Here is an 18,053-nt window from a genome sequence, read left to right on the forward strand (position 1 = left end):
TTTTTTAAGGTCTTCTTTTGTGATATTTTTTATATCAATATCCTTATCATCCTTGGACATACCAACAAATAGGATAGTTGAGTCCTTATCCTTAATATCCCCCTGATTTATCCAATAAGTTTTCTTAAATACGTCTTTGTCAATAGAATAATCCGCCTTAAATCTTGATGCATTTTTACTTCCTCACCATCTATCCTAAATAAGGTATAAGATTGTTCGTCAAAACCTAGGCCTATTAAAGCATTTGGCTTTGTTGCATTCACAGGTCCGCTTGCAACATCAAAAATTTCGCCATCTTTTATAGAAAATAAGTTCATTTTTAGCTTTTCTGTGTCAAGTCCTTCGAGAGAATAAGTATTGTAAGCAAGATCTAAAAGCTTTTCTTCTCCAAAATATTCAACTACATCTACATCTGTCTTAGCCTCGCTTATTTTTACACCATGATCTAAATTAGCATCCTTATTGCATCCTGTAAAAGCAAGAGCCAAGGCACAAATTAATAAAAACTTTTTCATACTGTCCTCCTTTGTCTTGATAACTTCATTATATCACAAATCAAAAAAAGGATTTCCTAAATCACTTTTCACGAAAAAAGCGGCCGGAGCCGCTTGTGTTTTTTAGTATAAATTGATTATATTTTCATTCTCATCTATGTCTATTTCCAAAGCATTTGGATGTTTTGGTAGGCCTGGCATGGTTAGGACTTTGTTTAGGTAGGCAACTATAAATCTTGCTCCTGTATTGATTTTTATATCAGAAACTGTGATTTCAAAGCCTTCTGGTCTGCCCTTGATTTTGCCATCATCTGTTAGAGATGCTGGAGTTTTGGCCATGCAAACCGGGAAATTTCTGTAGCCTAAGTCGTCAATTTTTTCTAAAACTTCCCTTGCTTCATCTGCGAAATTAACCTTAGCTGCTCCGTAAATTTCCTTGGCAATGGTGTTTATTTTTTCTTCTGTAGATAGGTCGTCTTCGTAAAGAAGTTTGAGTTCTTCTTTATTTCCTTCTACTAGTTTTACAAGTTTTTCTGCAAGGTCAACTGCACCTTCTCCACCTTTTGCCCATACTTGGGTTAGGGAGAATTCTACCCCCATTTCCTTAGCCCACTCTTCCATGAATTTAATTTCAGCTTCTGTGTCTGTCACAAATTCATTAAGGGCAACTATTACTGGTAGGTTGTATTTTTTCATGTTTTCGACATGCTTTTCAAGGTTTTTAACACCTTCTTTTAGGGCTTCTAAGTTTTCTTCTGTAAGATTTGCTTCGTCAACCCCACCGTGAAGTTTAAGAGCCTTAATTGTAGCAACAACTACTGCTGCCTTTGGTCTTAGGCCTGATACCCTACATTTGATATCTAAAAACTTTTCTGCACCAAGGTCTGCCCCGAAGCCTGCTTCTGTGATTACATAGTCAGAATATTTGAGGGCTGTTTTTGTTGCTATAACTGAGTTACAGCCGTGGGCAATATTTGCAAAAGGACCACCGTGGATAATGGCTGGATTATTTTCAAGAGATTGAACTAGGTTTGGATTTAGGGCATCTTTAAGGATTGCTACGATTACCCCCTCAATCTTTAGGTCTTTTACAAAAATTGGTTCGTCTTCTTGGTTATAACCTATCATGATATCGCCAATTCTTGATCTTAAGTCTTCTAAATCTTCTGCAAGGCATAAAATAGCCATGATTTCACTAGCAACTGTGATATCAAAGGAAGAATCTCTCTCGTCTTTTTTATTTGCGTTAATTTTAACCCTTCTAAGGGCCCTTTCGTTCATGTCCATAACGTAGTTAAATAAAACTTCCTTAAAACCAAGTTCATTTCCTTGGAAGATGTGGTTATTTATTAGGGCCATAATGGCATTGTGGGCAGATGTGATAGCGTGGAAGTCTCCATTAAAATGAAGGTTGATCTCTTCCATTGGCACAACTTGGGCAAAGCCTCCACCTGTTGCTCCACCCTTTCTACCTAAAACCGGTCCAAAAGATGGTTCCCTTAGGGCTACTGTTGATTTTTTGCCGATTTTATTTAACCCGTCAGATAGACCTACAGTTACAGTTGACTTACCTTCCCCAGATGAGGTTGGGTTTATAGAAGTAACTAAAACTAGGTTTTCTGATAGGTTATCAAAGCCATCTCTTTTTATCTTAGCCTTGTAGTCCCCATATTTTATTAATTTATCAGCTTCTATGCCAATTTTTGCTGCAACGTCTTCAATATTTTCTTTTTTAGCTTCTAGCGAAATTTCGTAATCAGTCTTCATTTTCCCTCACTTTAATGATAAATGTCCTATATCTTTCCTGTAGAAAAGATTATCGCACTTGATTTTCTCTATGTCCTTATAGGCGGCTTCTCTTGCTTCTGCTAAAGTTTCTCCTTCAGCACATACAATTAAAACTCTGCCACCATTTGTTACAATCTTACCGTCAGTTTCTTTTGTACCCATATGGAATACTTTTGAATCAAGACCGGCAAGGCCTTCTATCTCAAATCCCTTTTCATAACTTTCAGGATAACCCTTTGATGCAAGAACAACTCCTATATAAGACTTATCCTTCCATTTTATTTCAATTTCTCTTTCCTCAAGGACCGCCTCTGCTAAGTCATATAAGCTTGTTTCCATGTCCATCAGGATGATTTCTGTTTCTGGATCTCCAAAACGGACGTTGTATTCTATAGTTTTTACTCCGTCCTTAGTTTTCATAAGCCCTGCAAATAAAATTCCCTTAAAAGGACGACCTTCCTTAATCATAGCGGCAGCTGTTGGCCTTACAATCTTTTCTAAGGCTTCCTCTATGTCAGAATCACTTATATCCCTAATAGGCATATAAACGCCCATGCCACCGGTGTTTAGTCCGCAGTCACCATCAAAGGCTCTCTTATGGTCTTGGACGACCTTCATTGGCATAACTTTATCGCCTGACACAAAGGCAAGGAGAGAAAATTCCTCGCCCTCGAGAAATTCTTCTATTACGACAGAGGCACCTGCCTCTTTAAATTTCTGGTCGACCATAATCTCTTTGAGAGCTTCCTTGCCTTCTTCAAGATTTTTGGCAATGATTACTCCCTTACCAGCAGCTATGCCGTCAGCCTTGATTACAAGTGGAAAGTTTGATTTCTCAATGTAGGCCATGGCTTTTTCGTATGATGTAAAAGTCTCATAGGATGCAGTTGGTATGTCGTATTTTTTCATCAAATCTTTGGCAAAGGCCTTTGACCCCTCAAGGATAGCAGCAGCCTTATTTGGGCCAAAGACTCTGATGTCTTCTTTTTCTAAAAGGTCTACAATCCCTTCAACTAAATATGCTTCTGGACCTACAAAGACCAAATCTATTTCATTTTCCTTACAAAAACTTGGAAGCTTGTCATTTTCGCAAGTTATGCATGTCCCAAATTTGGCCACACCAGGATTTTCTCCCAGCATAAAAATGTCGTGGCCTTCCCTATATAATTTATCGGAAATGGCATGCTCCCTGCCGCCATTTCCTACAACTAGGACCCTTGCCATATTAATGTTTAAAGTGGCGCATGCCAGTAAATACCATGGCTATGTCGTTTTCATTACAAGCGTCGATTGATTCTTTATCTCTTATAGATCCACCTGGTTGGATAATGGCAGCTATATCATGTTTTGCAGCCTCATCAACACTGTCCCTAAATGGGAAGAAAGCATCTGATGCAAGGACAGCACCCTTGGCCTTATCGCCTGCTTGTTTAAAGGCAATCTCAGCTGCCCCTACCCTGTTCATTTGACCTGCACCAACTCCTACAGTTTGGCCATTTTTTGCAAGAAGGATAGCATTTGACTTAACGTGTTTTACAATCTTGTAGGCAAATTCTAGGTCCTTTAGGTCTTCTTCACTGACCCTTGTCTCTGTAACTGTTTCTAGTTTTTCATAAACCTTGTCATCGTAGTCTTGGACTAGGATACCGCCCCTTACAGATTTTATTAATTTAGGATTTTTGTCAGTTTTCTTTGGAATCTTGTAAATTCTTACGTTTTTCTTCTTTTCTAAGATTTCTAGGGCCTCGTCTTCGTAATCGTAGGCAAGGATAATTTCTAAGAAAATTTCGTGCATTTTTTCTGCAGTAGCCTTGTCAATTGTGCCGTTAATTGCAACAATACCACCAAAGATTGAAACAGGATCTGCTTCAAAGGCACGAGTCCAGGCTTCATAAACAGTCTTACCTGTGGCAACCCCACATGGATTCATGTGTTTTAGGCCAACACATACAGTTTCGTCAAACTCTTGTAAGATATCAAGGGCAGCTGAGGCATCTTGGATATTGTTGTAGGACATTTTCTTGCCGTGAAGCTGCTCGCAATCTCTTAGGGCATAAGAAACATCCTCATCTGATACGTAGAAGGCTGCTTTTTGGTGAGGATTTTCCCCATACCTTAGTTCATCTTCTAGCTTGTAGGTTAGACTTAAAGTTTCAGCCTTATCACCATCTTGTTCATTAAAATAAGAAGCGATTAGAGAGTCGTATTGGGCAGTTTTATTGAAAACTTTTCCTGCAAGCTTTTGTCTTGTTTCAAGGCTTGTCTCTCCATTTTCCTCTAATTCTCTAAGGATTGTTCCATAGTCGTTTTTATCTGTCACTACTGTTACAAACTTATAGTTTTTAGCTGCAGACCTTAGCATAGAAGGACCACCTATATCGATGTTTTCGATTATTTCATCATGGCTAACACCTTCTTTAGCAAGGGTTTCTGCGAAAGGATAAAGATTTACACAAACAAGATCTATATAGTCTATGTCATTTTCCTTAAGTTGAGCTACATGGCTTTCATTATCTCTTTTTGAAAGAAGGCCACCGTGTACTTTTGGGTGGAGGGTTTTTACCCTACCTTCTAAGATTTCTGGAAAACCTGTATAGTCTTCTATAGAAAGACAGTTAACTCCACTATCTCTTAGGTGTTTTAATGTCCCACCTGTAGAGATTACCTCAAAACCATTTGCTACAAGGCCCTTAGCAAATTCTGCCACACCTTTTTTATCACTAACACTTATTAAAGCTTTTTTCATTTTTCCCCCTTTAGGATTTTTGCTGCAGTCTTTATATAAAGTTTGTGCTCGATATTGTGCACTTCATTTTCTATTTCATCTAGGCTTTTTTTATAATCAACCTTAAACTGATCTTGGGCAAGGATTTCTCCTCCGTCTATTTCTTCGTTTACATAGTGGATAGTTACACCTATGTACTCTTCCCCTGCTTCATAGGCTCTTTTTATAGATTCTATGCCCTTATATTTGGGAAGGAGGGACGGGTGAATATTTATAACCTTGCCTGGGAATTTTTCTAGGAAATCTTTAGATAAAATCCTCATATAGCCTGCTAGAAAGATATAGTCTAGGTCTTTTACCTTTTCTAAGATTTCTTTTTCGTAGGCTCTTTTATTTTCATAATCTTTTGGATTAAAGACAAAGGTCTCTATATTTTTGTCTTCTGCCCTTTTTATTACCTTAGCTCCTGGCTTATCGCAAACCATGATTTTTATATCAGCAAGGTTTTTTATCTCATCAGAACTTGCTATAGCCTCGAAATTTGTGCCAGTTCCTGAGGCAAATATACCTATTTTTTTCATAGAAGGGTTATTCCTTCCTCATCTATTACTTCTCCAAAGATAAAGGCATCATCAACTAAGTCAAGGACTTTTTGCTTGTCTTTATCATCAACTATTACTGCAAGGCCCACTCCCATGTTAAAGACTTGGTACATCTCATCGTGGTCAATCTTACCCTTTTCTTCGATAAAGTTAAAGATTTCCGGCACTTCATAAGAATCCCTATAAATTTTCATACCCAGACCTTTTTTTAAAGCTCTTGGTAAGTTTTCTATAAAGCCCCCACCTGTTATGTGAGAAATACCTGCTACCTTCACATTTTCAAGGATGGTCTTTACTTCTTTGGCATAGATTCTTGTAGGTCTTAAAAGAGCTTCGCCAAGACTTTCACTGTTAAATTTTTGATCTAGACTTATATTTTCATCAGATAAAACTTTTCTAATTAGAGAAAATCCATTTGAGTGAAAGCCAGAAGAAGGAATCCCTATAACAGCTTGACCTGGCTTGGTGTTTTCTGGATTTATTAAATCTTCTTTTTCGGCAGCTCCCACAGCAAAACCTGCTATGTCGTACTCACCTTCCTTATAAAAACCTGGCATCTCAGCAGTCTCTCCACCTACAAGGGCGGCTCCTGATTGTCTACAACCATCTGCTACACCCTTTACTATAGCTTCTATTTGGATTGGGTCGTTTTTGCCACAGGCAATATAGTCTAAAAAGAAAAGTGGAATAGCACCTTGGGCTAAAATATCATTTACACACATGGCTACAGCATCAATACCAATTGTATCGTGCTTATCCATGTCAAAGGCAAGTTTAAGTTTTGTGCCAACTCCATCTGTACCGCTTACTAGGACTGGATTTTTAAAACCGTAAGCCGCTAGGTCAAAGGCCCCACCAAAGCTACCGATCATATCCATCATGCCCTTGTTTTTGGTAGATTCTACGTGTTTTTTTATTCTCTCAACTGATTCATAACCGGCATTTAGGCTTACACCTGCCGCCTTATATTTCTCGCTCATTTACTCCCCTTTATTTAAAATTTCCTTCTGTATATCTGTAAGTTCCGCTTCAAATTCTTCCTTATAATCACCAAGACCCTCTACATAATTTCCTGTGAAAATATCAAGAGAAATTCCATTGTTTGGACTATCAAAGTCAAAGCCAACAGCTTCCTTTAATCCTTCTACTGATATAAATTCTAGGCTGTCTGCTCCAATTAAATCACTTAGCTCATCCTTGGTTAGGTTAGCTGCTATTAGCTCTTTAGATTTTTTCATATCTATACCTGAATAAGAAGGAAAGACTATTTCTGGAGAACCTATCCTTAGGTGGACTTCGCTTGCTCCTGCCTTTTTTAGCATGGTTATTATTCTTTTAGAGGTAGTTCCCCTTACGATTGAATCATCAAGGAGGATTACCCTCTTATTTCTAACAACGTCAGAAAGGGCTGATAATTTCATCTTCACAGCTATATCCCTAAGCTTTTGGGAAGGCTCGATAAAGGTCCTTCCTATATATTGGTTTTTGATAAGTCCCATTTCATATGGTAGGCCAATCTCTTCTGCATAACCTGTTGCAAGAGATAGGGAAGAGTTTGGAACACCTACTACTATGTCTGCCTCTACAGGATATTCTTTTGCTAGAACCCTGCCTGTGTTTTTTCTAACTATGTGGACGTTTTTCCCAAGTATAGTTGAGTCAGGTCTTGCAAAATAAATATATTCCATGGATTCTATGGCTATATTAGAAGGCTCACAAAAGCTTTCTATTTTATAACCTGTATCATCAATTTTTATAATCTCTCCTGCACGTATGTCTTTTAAAAAGTCTGCCCCTATTACATTTAGGGCACAGGATTCTGAAGCTATAGCATAAGAATCCCCGAGTTTGCCAAGGACTAGTGGTCTTGTAGCATGCTTATCAACTGCTCCAAATAGGGCATCTTGGGTTAAAAGCATCACTGAAAAAGATCCCTTAAGCTTATTTAAAGCTTCTTTAAATCTTTCTTCAATACTTTCCTTTCTAGAACGTCTTATTAAATGCATGATTATTTCTGCATGACTAGCTGAGTGAAAAACTGCCCCACTATCTTCAAGCTCTGCCCTTAGCCACTTGGCATTTACTAAATTACCATTCATAGCTATACCTAGGTGGCCGTCATTAAATTTATATAAGAGGGGCTCTATATTTTGAACGTTGGTGGAAGAGCCGCTTGAGTACCAAAGAGCACCCAAGGCGGAAGTACCATCTATTTTTGTAAGTTTTCCATTATCTTTAAATACGTCTGCTAAAAGGCCTACATTTCTGTATCCCCTAAGCCTTGTTCTTTCAGTTGATACGATTCCTGCCCCCTGTTGTCCCCTATGTTGGAGGGCGTGAAGGGCGTAGAAGGCAACACTAGGTGCCTTCTCTATATTCCAAATTCCAAACATCCTTACTCCTTAAAATCTATCTGGTAAAATATTCTACACCATTTTTAAATATGTCTTGCCTATCCTTTAAGGAATTGGTTTTATAAAGGGTCTTATATGACCTTTCTGAATGGCCCATCTTGCCTAAGATTAGACCGTCTTCGCTAACCATACCTTCTATAGCGTATGCTGATCCATTTGGATTGTATTTACCATTTAGGGTCGCATCTCCATCGTTATCCACATATTGGAAGGCTGCAAGATGTTTGAATTTTTCTATATTGTTTCCAACAAGTCTTCCCTCGCCGTGGCTAAATACTAACTCATGGAGGTCACCAATTTCAAAACCTTGGGTCCATGGTGACTTAGTTGATGCTACTCTTGTAATAGCTGTATCTGATATATGTCTAAAGCCTACATTTCTAAACAGACTTAGGTCATCTTCTCCTAGATCTCTTATCTTTCCATATGGAAGAAGTCCTGATTTTATTAAGGCCTGGAAGCCATTACAGATACCTAGGATTAATCTTTTATCTGCAAGGTGGTCATGAATTGCTTTTTTGACCTTGTCATTTTTAAGGATATTTACTATAAACTTAGCTGACCCATCTGGTTCATCTCCAGCAGAAAATCCACCAGGGAAGGCTATGATATGAGATTCTTTAATCTCTCTTACAAATTCATCTATAGAATTTTTAATGTCGTCTTCTTTGGTATTTGTAAAGACTACTTGCCTTACAAATGCACCGGCTTCTTCAAAGGCCTTTTGAGTATCATATTCTGAGTTTGTTCCAGGGAATACTGGAATTACTACCCTAACCTCGTCTATCTTTTCTTTATAATAGATATTTTCAGTTTTCTCTGATACTAGGTTTTCAACCTTACCTTCCTCTTTGTTGTAGTAGGTTGGATAGATTTCCTCTAAGGTTGACATATAGGCTTTTCGAGCCTCATCAAGCTTAATTTCAATGCCATTTATAGAAATTTCTTCGCTAACCTTACCGATTTCCTTAAAGTCTAAATCAGTATTTGCTTCAATAACGATTGAGCAAGGGTTAAAGTCAAGGGCCTTGTCATAGTTTATTGTAAATCCTAATTTATTTCCAAGAGCCATCTTGATTAAAGATGCGGAAACTGAACCAAAGTCTTGGACATAGGCTGAAACAACCTTTTTATCCTTTATATAAGAGTTTAATTTATCAAATTCATCCATGGCGCTTTTAAGATTTGGATAGCCTTTTTCATCCTTTTCAATCTCTAGGATATATAACTTGTTACCAATCTTTTTAAGGTCTGGAGTAATTACGTCTTCTATTTTTACAGGTGTACAAGCAAAGGAAATTAGGGTTTCAACTACATCTAGGTCGTTAAAAGATCCTGACATGGAGTCTTTACCACCTATTGCAGGTCTACCGATTTCTCTTTGGGCTATAACAGAACCTAGCATGGCCTGGGTCACCTTGCCCCATTTTTTAGGATCATCTAAAAGTTTTTTAAAGTACTCTTGGAAGGAGAAGTATAAATCTTCCCTATTTCCACCTACTGCATAAACTTTTGCCACAGATTCTAGGACTGCATATATACTTGATAAAAATGGTGAGTATTTTGAAATCTTTGGTATAAATCCATATGATAAAATAGTCGCTGTATCTGGTGTACTATATAGGGTAGGAATAGCTGCAACAGAGGCTTGGACTGGAGTTATCCTTTCCTTACCAGCAAAAGGCATCATTACAGTTTGGGCACCAACAGATGAGTCAAACATAGAGGCCATACCCTTTTGGTTGGTAACGTTTAGGTCTTTTAGCTCATCAAGGATTGCTTCTTTGGTCACTTCTTTTTTAACAAATGGATTTTCTCTTACATTATCAACAAGGTCTGCCTTGGCGTGTTTTCTGACACCTGCTGTTGCTAAAAACTCTGCGCTAAAGTCTACGATTTTTTCGTCTTCATAATACATTTCTAGACGGTTCTTGTCGGTTATGTTTGCAACGTGAACGTATTCTAGGTTTTCTTTTTCACATTCTTTTACAAAGGCCTCGTAGTCTTTTTTATTAATACCTACCGCCATTCTTTCTTGAGATTCAGAGATGGCTATTTCTGTTGGGTTTAGTCCCTTGTATTTGGTTTTAACCCTATCAAGGAATATTTCTATACCTTCTGAAAGCTCACCTATGGCTACAGATACACCACCTGCACCAAAGTCGTTTGATTTTTTGATAAGTCTTGTAACTTCTGGCTTTCTAAAGAGTCTTTGGATTTTTCTCTCTTCCACAGGATTTCCCTTTTGAACTTGGCTTGATGCTGTTGTAAGGGAAGAGTCATCGTGAATTACAGAAGAACCTGAAGCCCCTTGGATACCATCACGGCCTGTTCTGCCACCAATCATTACTACTATATCACCAGGGACAAGCTCTTCTCTCTTATAATCGCCGTCTTTTACAGCTCCTACAACTGCTCCAACTTCCATGGTTTTTGCAACGTAGGATGGGTCGTAGATTTCTCTTACAAAAGTAGTTGCAAGCCCGATTTGGTTACCATAAGATGAGTTTCCTAAAGCTTTGCCCTTAGATATTTCTATTTGTGGGAGCTTGTTGGCAAGGGTTTCTTCTCTTTTTTCTAGGATATTGCCAGCCCCTGAAACCCTCATTGCCTGGTAAACATAGGACCTACCTGAAAGTGGGTCTCTTATGGCTCCACCTATACAGGTTGATGCTCCACCAAAAGGCTCGATTTCTGAAGGGTGGTTGTGGGTTTCGTTTTTAAATTGGATAAGCCACTTTTCCTTCTCGCCCTTATTTTCTATTTCAGTAAAAAACGAGCAGGCGTTTATTTCTTCACTTACCTCGATATTGGTATCACCCAAAACCTTGGTGTGGTACTTGCCAAAAATTGAGGCCATGTCCATAAGTCTAATTGGCTTGGTGATGCCAAGCTCTTTCCTTAGTCTTATATAATAATCAAAGGCATCTTGCATTTCTTTTTGGAAAATTTTTGAATTTATATTTACCTCATCAAGGCTTGTTTCAAAAGTTGTGTGCCTACAGTGGTCAGACCAAAATACGTCTAGGACGTAGATTTCTGTTTCACTTGGGTCCCTATCTTCTTTTTTATAATGATCTTGGATAAATTCCAAATCTTCTAAATCTAGGGCAAGGGATAGGTCTTTTATGAGTTCTTCTAATTCTTTTTTTCCGTATTCCCTAAAGCCTGTTAAATCCTTTAAAGGCTTCATTTTAGAATCAATAGCAAAGTCCATTTTAGATAGGTCTTTTTCGCTAGATTCGATTGGGTTTATAAGGTATTTTTTAATTTCTTTTAGTTTTTCCTCTGAAACTTCCCCATCTAATACTACAAGTCTTCCTGCCCTTACTAAGACATCTGCCTTATCGTCAATAAGCCTTAGAGCCTTGCTGGCCGAATCTGCCCTTTGGTCGTATTGGGCTGGGAGAGTTTCGTAGGCTATGTAGATTTTGCCATTAAGGTCAAGCTCTTCAAAAACCTCATCTGTCATTACTTCAGAAAAAACTCTTGTTTTAGCCTTTTCATATAGGTTTTCACTGATATTATAAAGGTCATAGATTACATAGGTATTAACATTTTTTAAGTCAAGGTCAAAGTCCCTATTAAAAAGGGCTTTTAAATTTTCACTTTCCCTGTCATAGGCAGGTCTTTTTTGTACAAATATTCTCTTATTCAAAGTCGTCCTCCAGATATACACTTCCTAAAAAGTTCATGTGACCGATTTTCCTGTTATGGTGAGCTTCCTTTTCGTATAAGTGAAGGTAGCCTTGTTTTTTTGTTATTAAATTTATAAAATATTCTTCATTTTGGCCAAGGATATTATATAAAGTTGCTTCTCTATTTTCGATTTTTCCTACCTTAAGGCCGCAAATACCCTCTATATGAGCCCTAAATTGAGACTTTGTTGCAGATTCTTGGGTAATATGACCAGAGTTATGAACTCTTGGTGCTATTTCATTGAAAATCACTTCCCCATTTGATATAAAATACTCAACTGTAAGAACTCCGTAATAGTCGTTGTCAGCAAGGATCCTCTTTGTATAATCGATAGCCTTAGCTTCTTGGTCTTTTGTAACATGAGCTGGAATATTTGACCTATAGAGGATGTTTTCTCTGTGTTCGTTTTCAACTACAGCTACTATCTCGATTCCCTCAATATCTTTTACAGCAACTACTGATATTTCCTTATCAAGGTCTAGCATCTCTTCAAGGATGGTATCTTTTTCTACTTCTTCATTTGAAGAAATAATTTTTTGCCCCTTACCGTCATAGCCAAACCTTGTGGTTTTCATTACGTATTTACCATTTATATCGTAATCGTCCTTGTTTGCATCAAAGTATTTAACAGTTGGTATACCAAGACTTCTAGCATATTCTTTTTCCTTTAGCCTATGCTGGCTAATTTCTAAAAGTCTTGAAGATTGGACAAAATTATACTTATTTTCTAATTTTTTATAAGATTCTATGTCAATATTTTCAAATTCAAAAGTAACAACATCACTCATCTCGCATAGTTTTTCAATATTTTCGTATACATTAAAAGCACTATGGATAAAATAATCCGCAAATTTCTTTGCGCATGCGTCCTCTCCTGGATCTAAAACTGCTACCTTGTAGCCCATTTCCTTTGCGCTCATAGCGAGCATCCTTCCAAGTTGGCCGCCACCGATTATACCGATAGTGCTTTTGGGTAATATAGTCTTGATCATATTTTCATATCTTCCTTTACTATATTTTCTAATTCAATTTTAAAGTCCCTGTATTTTTCTGCTAATTTTTCATCGTTAATAGCAAGAATTGAAAGGGCACAAATAGCAGCGTTCTTAGCTCCTGCCTCACCTATAGCCATGGTTGCAACTGGTACACCGTATGGCATTTGTACAATCGAAAGAAGCGAGTCTACGCCGTTTAGGGTGGATGATTTAATTGGGACACCAATTACAGGTAAAGTAGTTGACGCAGCAATCATACCTGGCAAATGTGCAGCTCCACCTGCTGCAGCTATTATTAGACTGTAGCCGTTATCTTTAGCGTTTTTCGCAAAGTCAACCATTAATTCAGGTGTCCTGTGCGCGCTAACAACCCTCTTGTCGTAGTCTATACCAAACTTATCAAGTATAGCACAACACTCTTTCATAGTCTTGTAGTCAGATTTTGAACCCATTATGACAGCTATTTTTGACATTTTAACTCCTTATCTTTTCTTATACTACAAAATTAGTATATCTATTTTAAAAATTTTTTCAATGGTAAATGTGAAATTAAATTTTTAAATCTCAACTTGACAAATTTTCCTATGTAAATAAAATTTATTTGTAAGAAAGTCATAAGTATTATATCATTATTGTAAGATAAATAAGGAGAAAATAATGAATTTAATTTACAAAGGCAAGACAAAAGATATCTACGAATTAGAAAACGGCAACATCTTAATGAAATTTAAAGACGATGTTACAGGCAAGGACGGAGTCTTTGATCCAGGCGAAAACCAAGTTGGTCTATCAATAGCTGGAGCAGGAAATGCTGGTCTTAGACTTACAGAATTTTTCTTTAATAAACTAAACTCAAAAAATATCCCAACCCACTATGTAAAATCAAATGTAGAAGAAAATACAATGGAAGTTAAAAAAGCTAGGGTTTTTGGCAAGGGTCTTGAATTTATATGTAGGTATAAGGCAGTGGGTTCTTTTTATAGAAGATACGCTAAATACATAGAAGAAGGCGCCGATCTTGATGGATTTTTTGAAATAACAATCAAAGACGATGAAGCAGGCGACCCTACAATTTCTAAAGACTGCCTAGATGCGTTAAAAATCGCAACAAACGACCAATACGAAGAGCTAAAAAGACTTACAAAAGAGATTTGCGGCCTAATCCGCGATATCTTAAAAGAAAAAGGTCTTGACCTTTATGATATAAAACTAGAATTTGGACTTGACGAAAACGGAAAAATAATCCTAATAGATGAAATATCTGGAGGAAACATGAGAGTCTACAAGGGTGATGAATACATCGAACCACTTAGACTTACAGAAATGGTCCTTGACTAAAAAATAATCCCTTTTGGAAAATTTCCAAGAGGGATTTTTTTGAAAAAATTTTTAAAAAAAGCGCATCTTAAATCCGCCTTTTTTACTCTTAAAATGATATTCTAAAAATTACCGCTATTGCGCAAAGGATAACAGCAAGGGGTACATATACAAATTTACCTAGCTTATACCAAGTGTCACCATATTTTTTCTTAGAACCAAGGTTAATTGCACCTAGAAGTTTATCCTTCTTTAATATCCAAAACCATGTTACAGCACCAATCATTGCCCCTATTGGGATTACGTAGATTGAAATAAAGTCCATAAATGGTCCCCACCTGCTTATCGTTTCCATATTTACACCAATAGCAAAAACTACGATTCCGATTAAAACTAAAACCATATTACGTTTTAATTTTGGATGTCTTTGCATAAGTGATTCTGCTACTACTTCAAACATATTTTGTAGGGATGATATACCGCCGAATACAACTGCTACGTATAAAATAATGGCAAAAATCCTTCCTGCTGCCATATCTTGTAAAATTGTAGGTAGGACTTGGAAAAGTAATCCAGGTCCCCCTGCCTGGTCCATGTTGTAGACAATAATTGCAGGAATCATTACAAAGGATGCAATCATAGCTGCCATGGTATCTAAGAAGCCTGTCATCTTAGATGAAGAAACTATATCCTCATCATCATCAAGGTAGGCACCAACTACAAGCATTCCCGATCCTGTAACAGATAAGGAGAAGAACGCCTGGCCCATGGCCTCTAGAATTGTTCCCCAAGATAACATCTCTTTATCAAACCTAAACATATACTTATAGCCCTCTATAGCGTTTGGAAGGGCCGCTATCCTTATAGCAAGGATTACAAAAAGTACAAAAAAGGCAGGCATCATAATTTTATTAGATTTTTCAATTGTAGATGCTCCACCTATACAGGAAATTAGGGTAATAGCTATGATAAAAAAGTGGTAAGGCACAACTGAGTAAGACTTTAGGGAAAAGCTATCAAAGTAGCTTGTAGTATCAGCTGTCAAAAGCACCCCACTTAAAGAATCAATTAAGGCTTTTAATACGTAGGCAACTATTACAGCATAACCTATAGCGATTAATAAAGAGCCAATAAGTGGAATATATCCAATAAACTTACCTATAACAGTATCTTCTTTACGACTTTTAAAAGCCTTGTGGTAGGCACCTAGGGTTCCTGTTTGAGCATACCTACCAACTGCAAACTCACTAGCAAGACCACAATAAGCGAAAAGACTTATAAAAATTATGTAAGCTAAGAGAAAGACTAGACCCCCTCTTTGAAATTTGTATGGAAATCCCCAGACATTGGCCATGCCAACAGCAGAGCCTACGGCCGTTAGGATAAATCCAAGTTTTGAACTAAATTTATTCATTATTTTCTCCTTATTTATTAATATCCATTATTTTCTTTTTCGGTATATCGCTTTAAAGCATAATCTAATTATAACCCATTTTTCAAATAAATCAAGAAAAAAACTCTTACAAAGATAAGTTCCCCTCTAAAAATATAGAAATTTTTATAAACCTATCCTTGTAAGAGTAAATTTTAATGAAATAAAATTGAAGCTAGGCAAACCACTATTACAAGTGGAGTATAAAGGTATTTACCTAAGCTTATAAAATTTGATGTTTTTTTCTTCTTAGCCCCCAAATTTATCTCCTTTAAAAGAACCTTTGGGTCCATTATATAAAACCAAACCACAGCACCGAGCATGGCCCCAAGTGGGATTAGGTAATATATAGTAATATCCATTAGATTAGACCACCTAGCAAGGGGATGGAGATCTACACCCAAAAGTAGGACTGTGGTCCCAACCAAAATAAGGGCTGTCTTATCATTTATTTTAAATTCCTGGTTAAGGGTATGGGCAATCGATTCGAAGATAGTTTGAAGCGATGTCATCCCTGCCATAATTATCGCCATGTAAAATAAAACTGCAAAGCCCCTTCCAACCTTCATTGAGTTAAATATACTAGGAAGAATGTGGAAAATCAGGGCGGGACCTTCAGCATTGGCCATAGAGAAAACTACAATACTAGGTACTATAATAAAGGCTGACAAAAGTGCAACAATAGTATCAAATAAACCTGTTAGAGCAGAGTTTGAGACTATGTCGTGGTCATCTGTAAGCATTCTGCCTACAAAAATCATGCCAAAACCAGTAATTGACAGGGCAAATAAGGTATCCCCCATGGCAGAAATTGCTGTGCCAATATTAAAGTCTTTTAAGTCAAACCTAAAAAGCAACTTATAACCTTCTCCAATATTTGGAAGCGTTAACATCTTAAATAAAACTATTAGGTAGATTAAAATCATGGATGGCATCAAAACTGAGTTTAACTTTTGAACTGATTTAAAACCACCCAAACTTATTAAAACTACCATTACAATTATCAAAAGATGGATTTCCATAACAGCAAAGGATCTTGAAGAAAATTCTTCAAACCAGACTGCAGGTGGGTTCATAAGGAGGGTTCCATTTATAGTATCTACCAGAGCCTTGGCCACGTAAGAGACTATGATGGTATAACCCACAGCTATTATAAGTGAAATTATAAGCGGCAAATATCCATAGTATTTGGCAAGTTTAGACTTTGGGTGACCTGTCTTAATAGCTTTTTCATAAGATTTTACAACTGAACCCTTTCCTAGCCTACCAACAGCAAATTCGCTAGAAAGGCCAACATAGGAGAAAAGTGAGATAAAGATCAAATAAAATATCAGAAAGAATATCCCACCCTTGTGAAACTTATAAGGAAAACCCCAAACATTGGCCATACCAACCGCCGATCCTGTGGCGGCCAGGACGAAGATAGTCTTCGATTTTGTTTTTGGTAGCTTCATAGGCTAGTCCTTATATTTTTCCTGGATTTCTTTTATAAGGGACTCATCTTCAAAATAGTCGATACCCATGGCTTTTTTAACCTGGTTAATCTTTTTAGCTCCCTTATTTCTAGCATCTTCTGTGCCGCGTCTTAATATTTCAAAAACCTCTGCTATATCTTTTTCATAATGAGCACGTCTAGCTCTAATTGGTTCAAGTTCTTCTTCTAAGACCTTAATTAAAAACTTCTTGCACTTAACATCTCCAAGCCCTCCCCTTTGGTAGTGGGCTTTTAATTCATCGAGGTTTTTATAGTCAGGTAAATATTTTTCAAAGTGACTATCATTTGCAAAGACATCTAGGTAGGTAAAGACAATATTGCCTTCGATCTTGCCAGGATCGTCAATATTTATATGGTCTGGATCTGTGTACATGGCCATGACTTTTTTCTTAACTGTTTTTTTATCATCTGCTAGATAAATTGCATTTCCTAAAGATTTACTCATCTTAGCTGCCCCATCTATGCCTGGCATACGACGAGCCATTTTTGACTCAGGTAAAACAGCCTTTGGCTCTAGGAAAGTCTCTCCATAGATATTGTTAAAACTTCTAGCAAGTTCTCTTGCCTGCTCTAACATAGGTTCCTGGTCTTCTCCAACTGGGACAATGTTGGCATCAAAAAGCAAAATATCTGCAGCTTGGCTTACTGGATAAATTAAAAATCCTGCTGGAAGGCTTGTTTCAAATGACTTTTGCTTTATTTCAGTCTTGACAGTTGGGTTTCTCTCAAGCCTTGAAAGAGTAACTAGGTTTAGAAAATAAAAGGTAAGTTCAGTAAGCTCTGCCACTTGGGATTGGACAAAGATACTAACCTTTTCTGGATCAATTCCTACACTTAGGTAGTCAAGAGCTACTTCGATAAGGTTTTCACGAATCTTGCCTGGATTGTCAAAATTATCTGTAAGAGCCTGGCTATCTGCAATCATGACATACATCTTATCATAAAAGCCTTCATTTTGCATCTTTACCCTGTTTTTTAGACTACCTACATAATGACCTAGGTGCAGTCTACCTGTTGGCCTATCTCCTGTTAAAATTATATCTCCCATAATTTCTCCTTTTTATTTAAAAAGGGGAAGCTAAAGCTTCCCTA

General features: G+C 37.2%; 14 protein-coding genes. 1 reads left to right on the forward strand and 13 read right to left on the reverse strand.

Translation table 11 applies throughout. The features are described 5' to 3' along the window. Positions 1-107 precede the first annotated feature (107 nt). The 10 genes from Q0410_RS05400 to purE form a co-directional block, all read right to left on the reverse strand. Positions 108-515, reverse strand: a complete 408-nt coding sequence (locus Q0410_RS05400) for a hypothetical protein (RefSeq protein WP_299033952.1) — start codon at positions 513-515, stop codon at positions 108-110. Positions 516-617: 102 nt separating this feature from the next. Next, positions 618-2,261: a formate--tetrahydrofolate ligase gene (locus Q0410_RS05405; RefSeq protein WP_299033955.1), complete on the reverse strand. Its 1,644-nt coding sequence runs from the start codon at positions 2,259-2,261 to the stop codon at positions 618-620. A 6-nt stretch (positions 2,262-2,267) separates the two neighbouring features. Then, positions 2,268-3,506, reverse strand: a complete 1,239-nt coding sequence (gene purD, locus Q0410_RS05410) for a phosphoribosylamine--glycine ligase (RefSeq protein ID WP_299033958.1) — start codon at positions 3,504-3,506, stop codon at positions 2,268-2,270. 1 nt (position 3,507) lies between these two features. Then, positions 3,508-5,028: a bifunctional phosphoribosylaminoimidazolecarboxamide formyltransferase/IMP cyclohydrolase gene (gene purH, locus Q0410_RS05415; protein ID WP_299033961.1), complete on the reverse strand. Its 1,521-nt coding sequence runs from the start codon at positions 5,026-5,028 to the stop codon at positions 3,508-3,510. Next, positions 5,025-5,588, reverse strand: a complete 564-nt coding sequence (gene purN / locus Q0410_RS05420; protein ID WP_299033965.1) for a phosphoribosylglycinamide formyltransferase — start codon at positions 5,586-5,588, stop codon at positions 5,025-5,027. The genes purH and purN overlap by 4 nt, the downstream gene beginning before the upstream one ends. Next, positions 5,585-6,589, reverse strand: coding sequence for a phosphoribosylformylglycinamidine cyclo-ligase (gene purM, locus Q0410_RS05425; RefSeq protein ID WP_299033968.1), 1,005 nt, complete (start codon positions 6,587-6,589; stop codon positions 5,585-5,587). Before purM ends, purN begins: the two co-directional genes overlap by 4 nt. Continuing rightward, positions 6,590-8,002: an amidophosphoribosyltransferase gene (gene purF, locus Q0410_RS05430; protein ID WP_299033972.1), complete on the reverse strand. Its 1,413-nt coding sequence runs from the start codon at positions 8,000-8,002 to the stop codon at positions 6,590-6,592. A gap of 16 nt (positions 8,003-8,018) precedes the next feature. Continuing rightward, positions 8,019-11,681, reverse strand: a complete 3,663-nt coding sequence (locus tag Q0410_RS05435; RefSeq protein ID WP_299033975.1) for a phosphoribosylformylglycinamidine synthase — start codon at positions 11,679-11,681, stop codon at positions 8,019-8,021. Then, the gene (locus Q0410_RS05440) at positions 11,674-12,714 is read right to left on the reverse strand and encodes a 5-(carboxyamino)imidazole ribonucleotide synthase (RefSeq protein WP_299033978.1); all 1,041 of its coding nucleotides are present in this window, start codon (positions 12,712-12,714) and stop codon (positions 11,674-11,676) included. Before Q0410_RS05440 ends, Q0410_RS05435 begins: the two co-directional genes overlap by 8 nt. Beyond that, entirely contained in the window at positions 12,711-13,190 is a 480-nt protein-coding gene (purE, locus tag Q0410_RS05445; RefSeq protein WP_299033981.1) for a 5-(carboxyamino)imidazole ribonucleotide mutase, read from the reverse strand. The genes Q0410_RS05440 and purE overlap by 4 nt, the downstream gene beginning before the upstream one ends. A gap of 184 nt (positions 13,191-13,374) precedes the next feature. Between purE and Q0410_RS05450 the strand changes: the two genes are divergently transcribed. Then, on the forward strand, positions 13,375-14,055 hold the full coding sequence (locus tag Q0410_RS05450; protein WP_299033984.1) for a phosphoribosylaminoimidazolesuccinocarboxamide synthase: 681 nt from the start codon (positions 13,375-13,377) through the stop codon (positions 14,053-14,055). An 88-nt stretch (positions 14,056-14,143) separates the two neighbouring features. Here the strand turns inward: Q0410_RS05450 and Q0410_RS05455 are convergent, their stop codons facing one another. From Q0410_RS05455 to trpS, 3 genes are all read right to left on the reverse strand, one after another. After that, a complete protein-coding gene (locus tag Q0410_RS05455; RefSeq protein ID WP_299033986.1) occupies positions 14,144-15,448 on the reverse strand; it encodes a sodium-dependent transporter in 1,305 nt (434 codons plus the stop codon). 173 nt (positions 15,449-15,621) lie between these two features. Further along, on the reverse strand, positions 15,622-16,920 hold the full coding sequence (locus Q0410_RS05460; RefSeq protein WP_299033989.1) for a sodium-dependent transporter: 1,299 nt from the start codon (positions 16,918-16,920) through the stop codon (positions 15,622-15,624). Between the two features lie 3 nt (positions 16,921-16,923). After that, positions 16,924-18,009: a tryptophan--tRNA ligase gene (gene trpS, locus Q0410_RS05465; protein ID WP_299033992.1), complete on the reverse strand. Its 1,086-nt coding sequence runs from the start codon at positions 18,007-18,009 to the stop codon at positions 16,924-16,926. Between the last annotated feature and the right edge of the window lie 44 nt (positions 18,010-18,053).

Origin of the sequence: uncultured Anaerococcus sp. (assembly GCF_937934665.1) — a bacterium.
GTDB lineage: Bacteria > Bacillota > Clostridia > Tissierellales > Peptoniphilaceae > Anaerococcus.

Coding starts and splice junctions, on each gene's coding strand:
- Q0410_RS05400 (WP_299033952.1), bottom strand. CDS start 515: ATGAAAAAGTTTTTATTAATTTGTGCCTTGGCTCTTGCTTTTACAGGA.
- Q0410_RS05405 (WP_299033955.1), bottom strand. CDS start 2,261: ATGAAGACTGATTACGAAATTTCGCTAGAAGCTAAAAAAGAAAATATT.
- purD (WP_299033958.1), bottom strand. CDS start 3,506: ATGGCAAGGGTCCTAGTTGTAGGAAATGGCGGCAGGGAGCATGCCATT.
- purH (WP_299033961.1), bottom strand. CDS start 5,028: ATGAAAAAAGCTTTAATAAGTGTTAGTGATAAAAAAGGTGTGGCAGAA.
- purN (WP_299033965.1), bottom strand. CDS start 5,588: ATGAAAAAAATAGGTATATTTGCCTCAGGAACTGGCACAAATTTCGAG.
- purM (WP_299033968.1), bottom strand. CDS start 6,589: ATGAGCGAGAAATATAAGGCGGCAGGTGTAAGCCTAAATGCCGGTTAT.
- purF (WP_299033972.1), bottom strand. CDS start 8,002: ATGTTTGGAATTTGGAATATAGAGAAGGCACCTAGTGTTGCCTTCTAC.
- Q0410_RS05440 (WP_299033978.1), bottom strand. CDS start 12,714: ATGATCAAGACTATATTACCCAAAAGCACTATCGGTATAATCGGTGGC.
- purE (WP_299033981.1), bottom strand. CDS start 13,190: ATGTCAAAAATAGCTGTCATAATGGGTTCAAAATCTGACTACAAGACT.
- Q0410_RS05450 (WP_299033984.1), top strand. CDS start 13,375: ATGAATTTAATTTACAAAGGCAAGACAAAAGATATCTACGAATTAGAA.
- Q0410_RS05455 (WP_299033986.1), bottom strand. CDS start 15,448: ATGAATAAATTTAGTTCAAAACTTGGATTTATCCTAACGGCCGTAGGC.
- Q0410_RS05460 (WP_299033989.1), bottom strand. CDS start 16,920: ATGAAGCTACCAAAAACAAAATCGAAGACTATCTTCGTCCTGGCCGCC.
- trpS (WP_299033992.1), bottom strand. CDS start 18,009: ATGGGAGATATAATTTTAACAGGAGATAGGCCAACAGGTAGACTGCAC.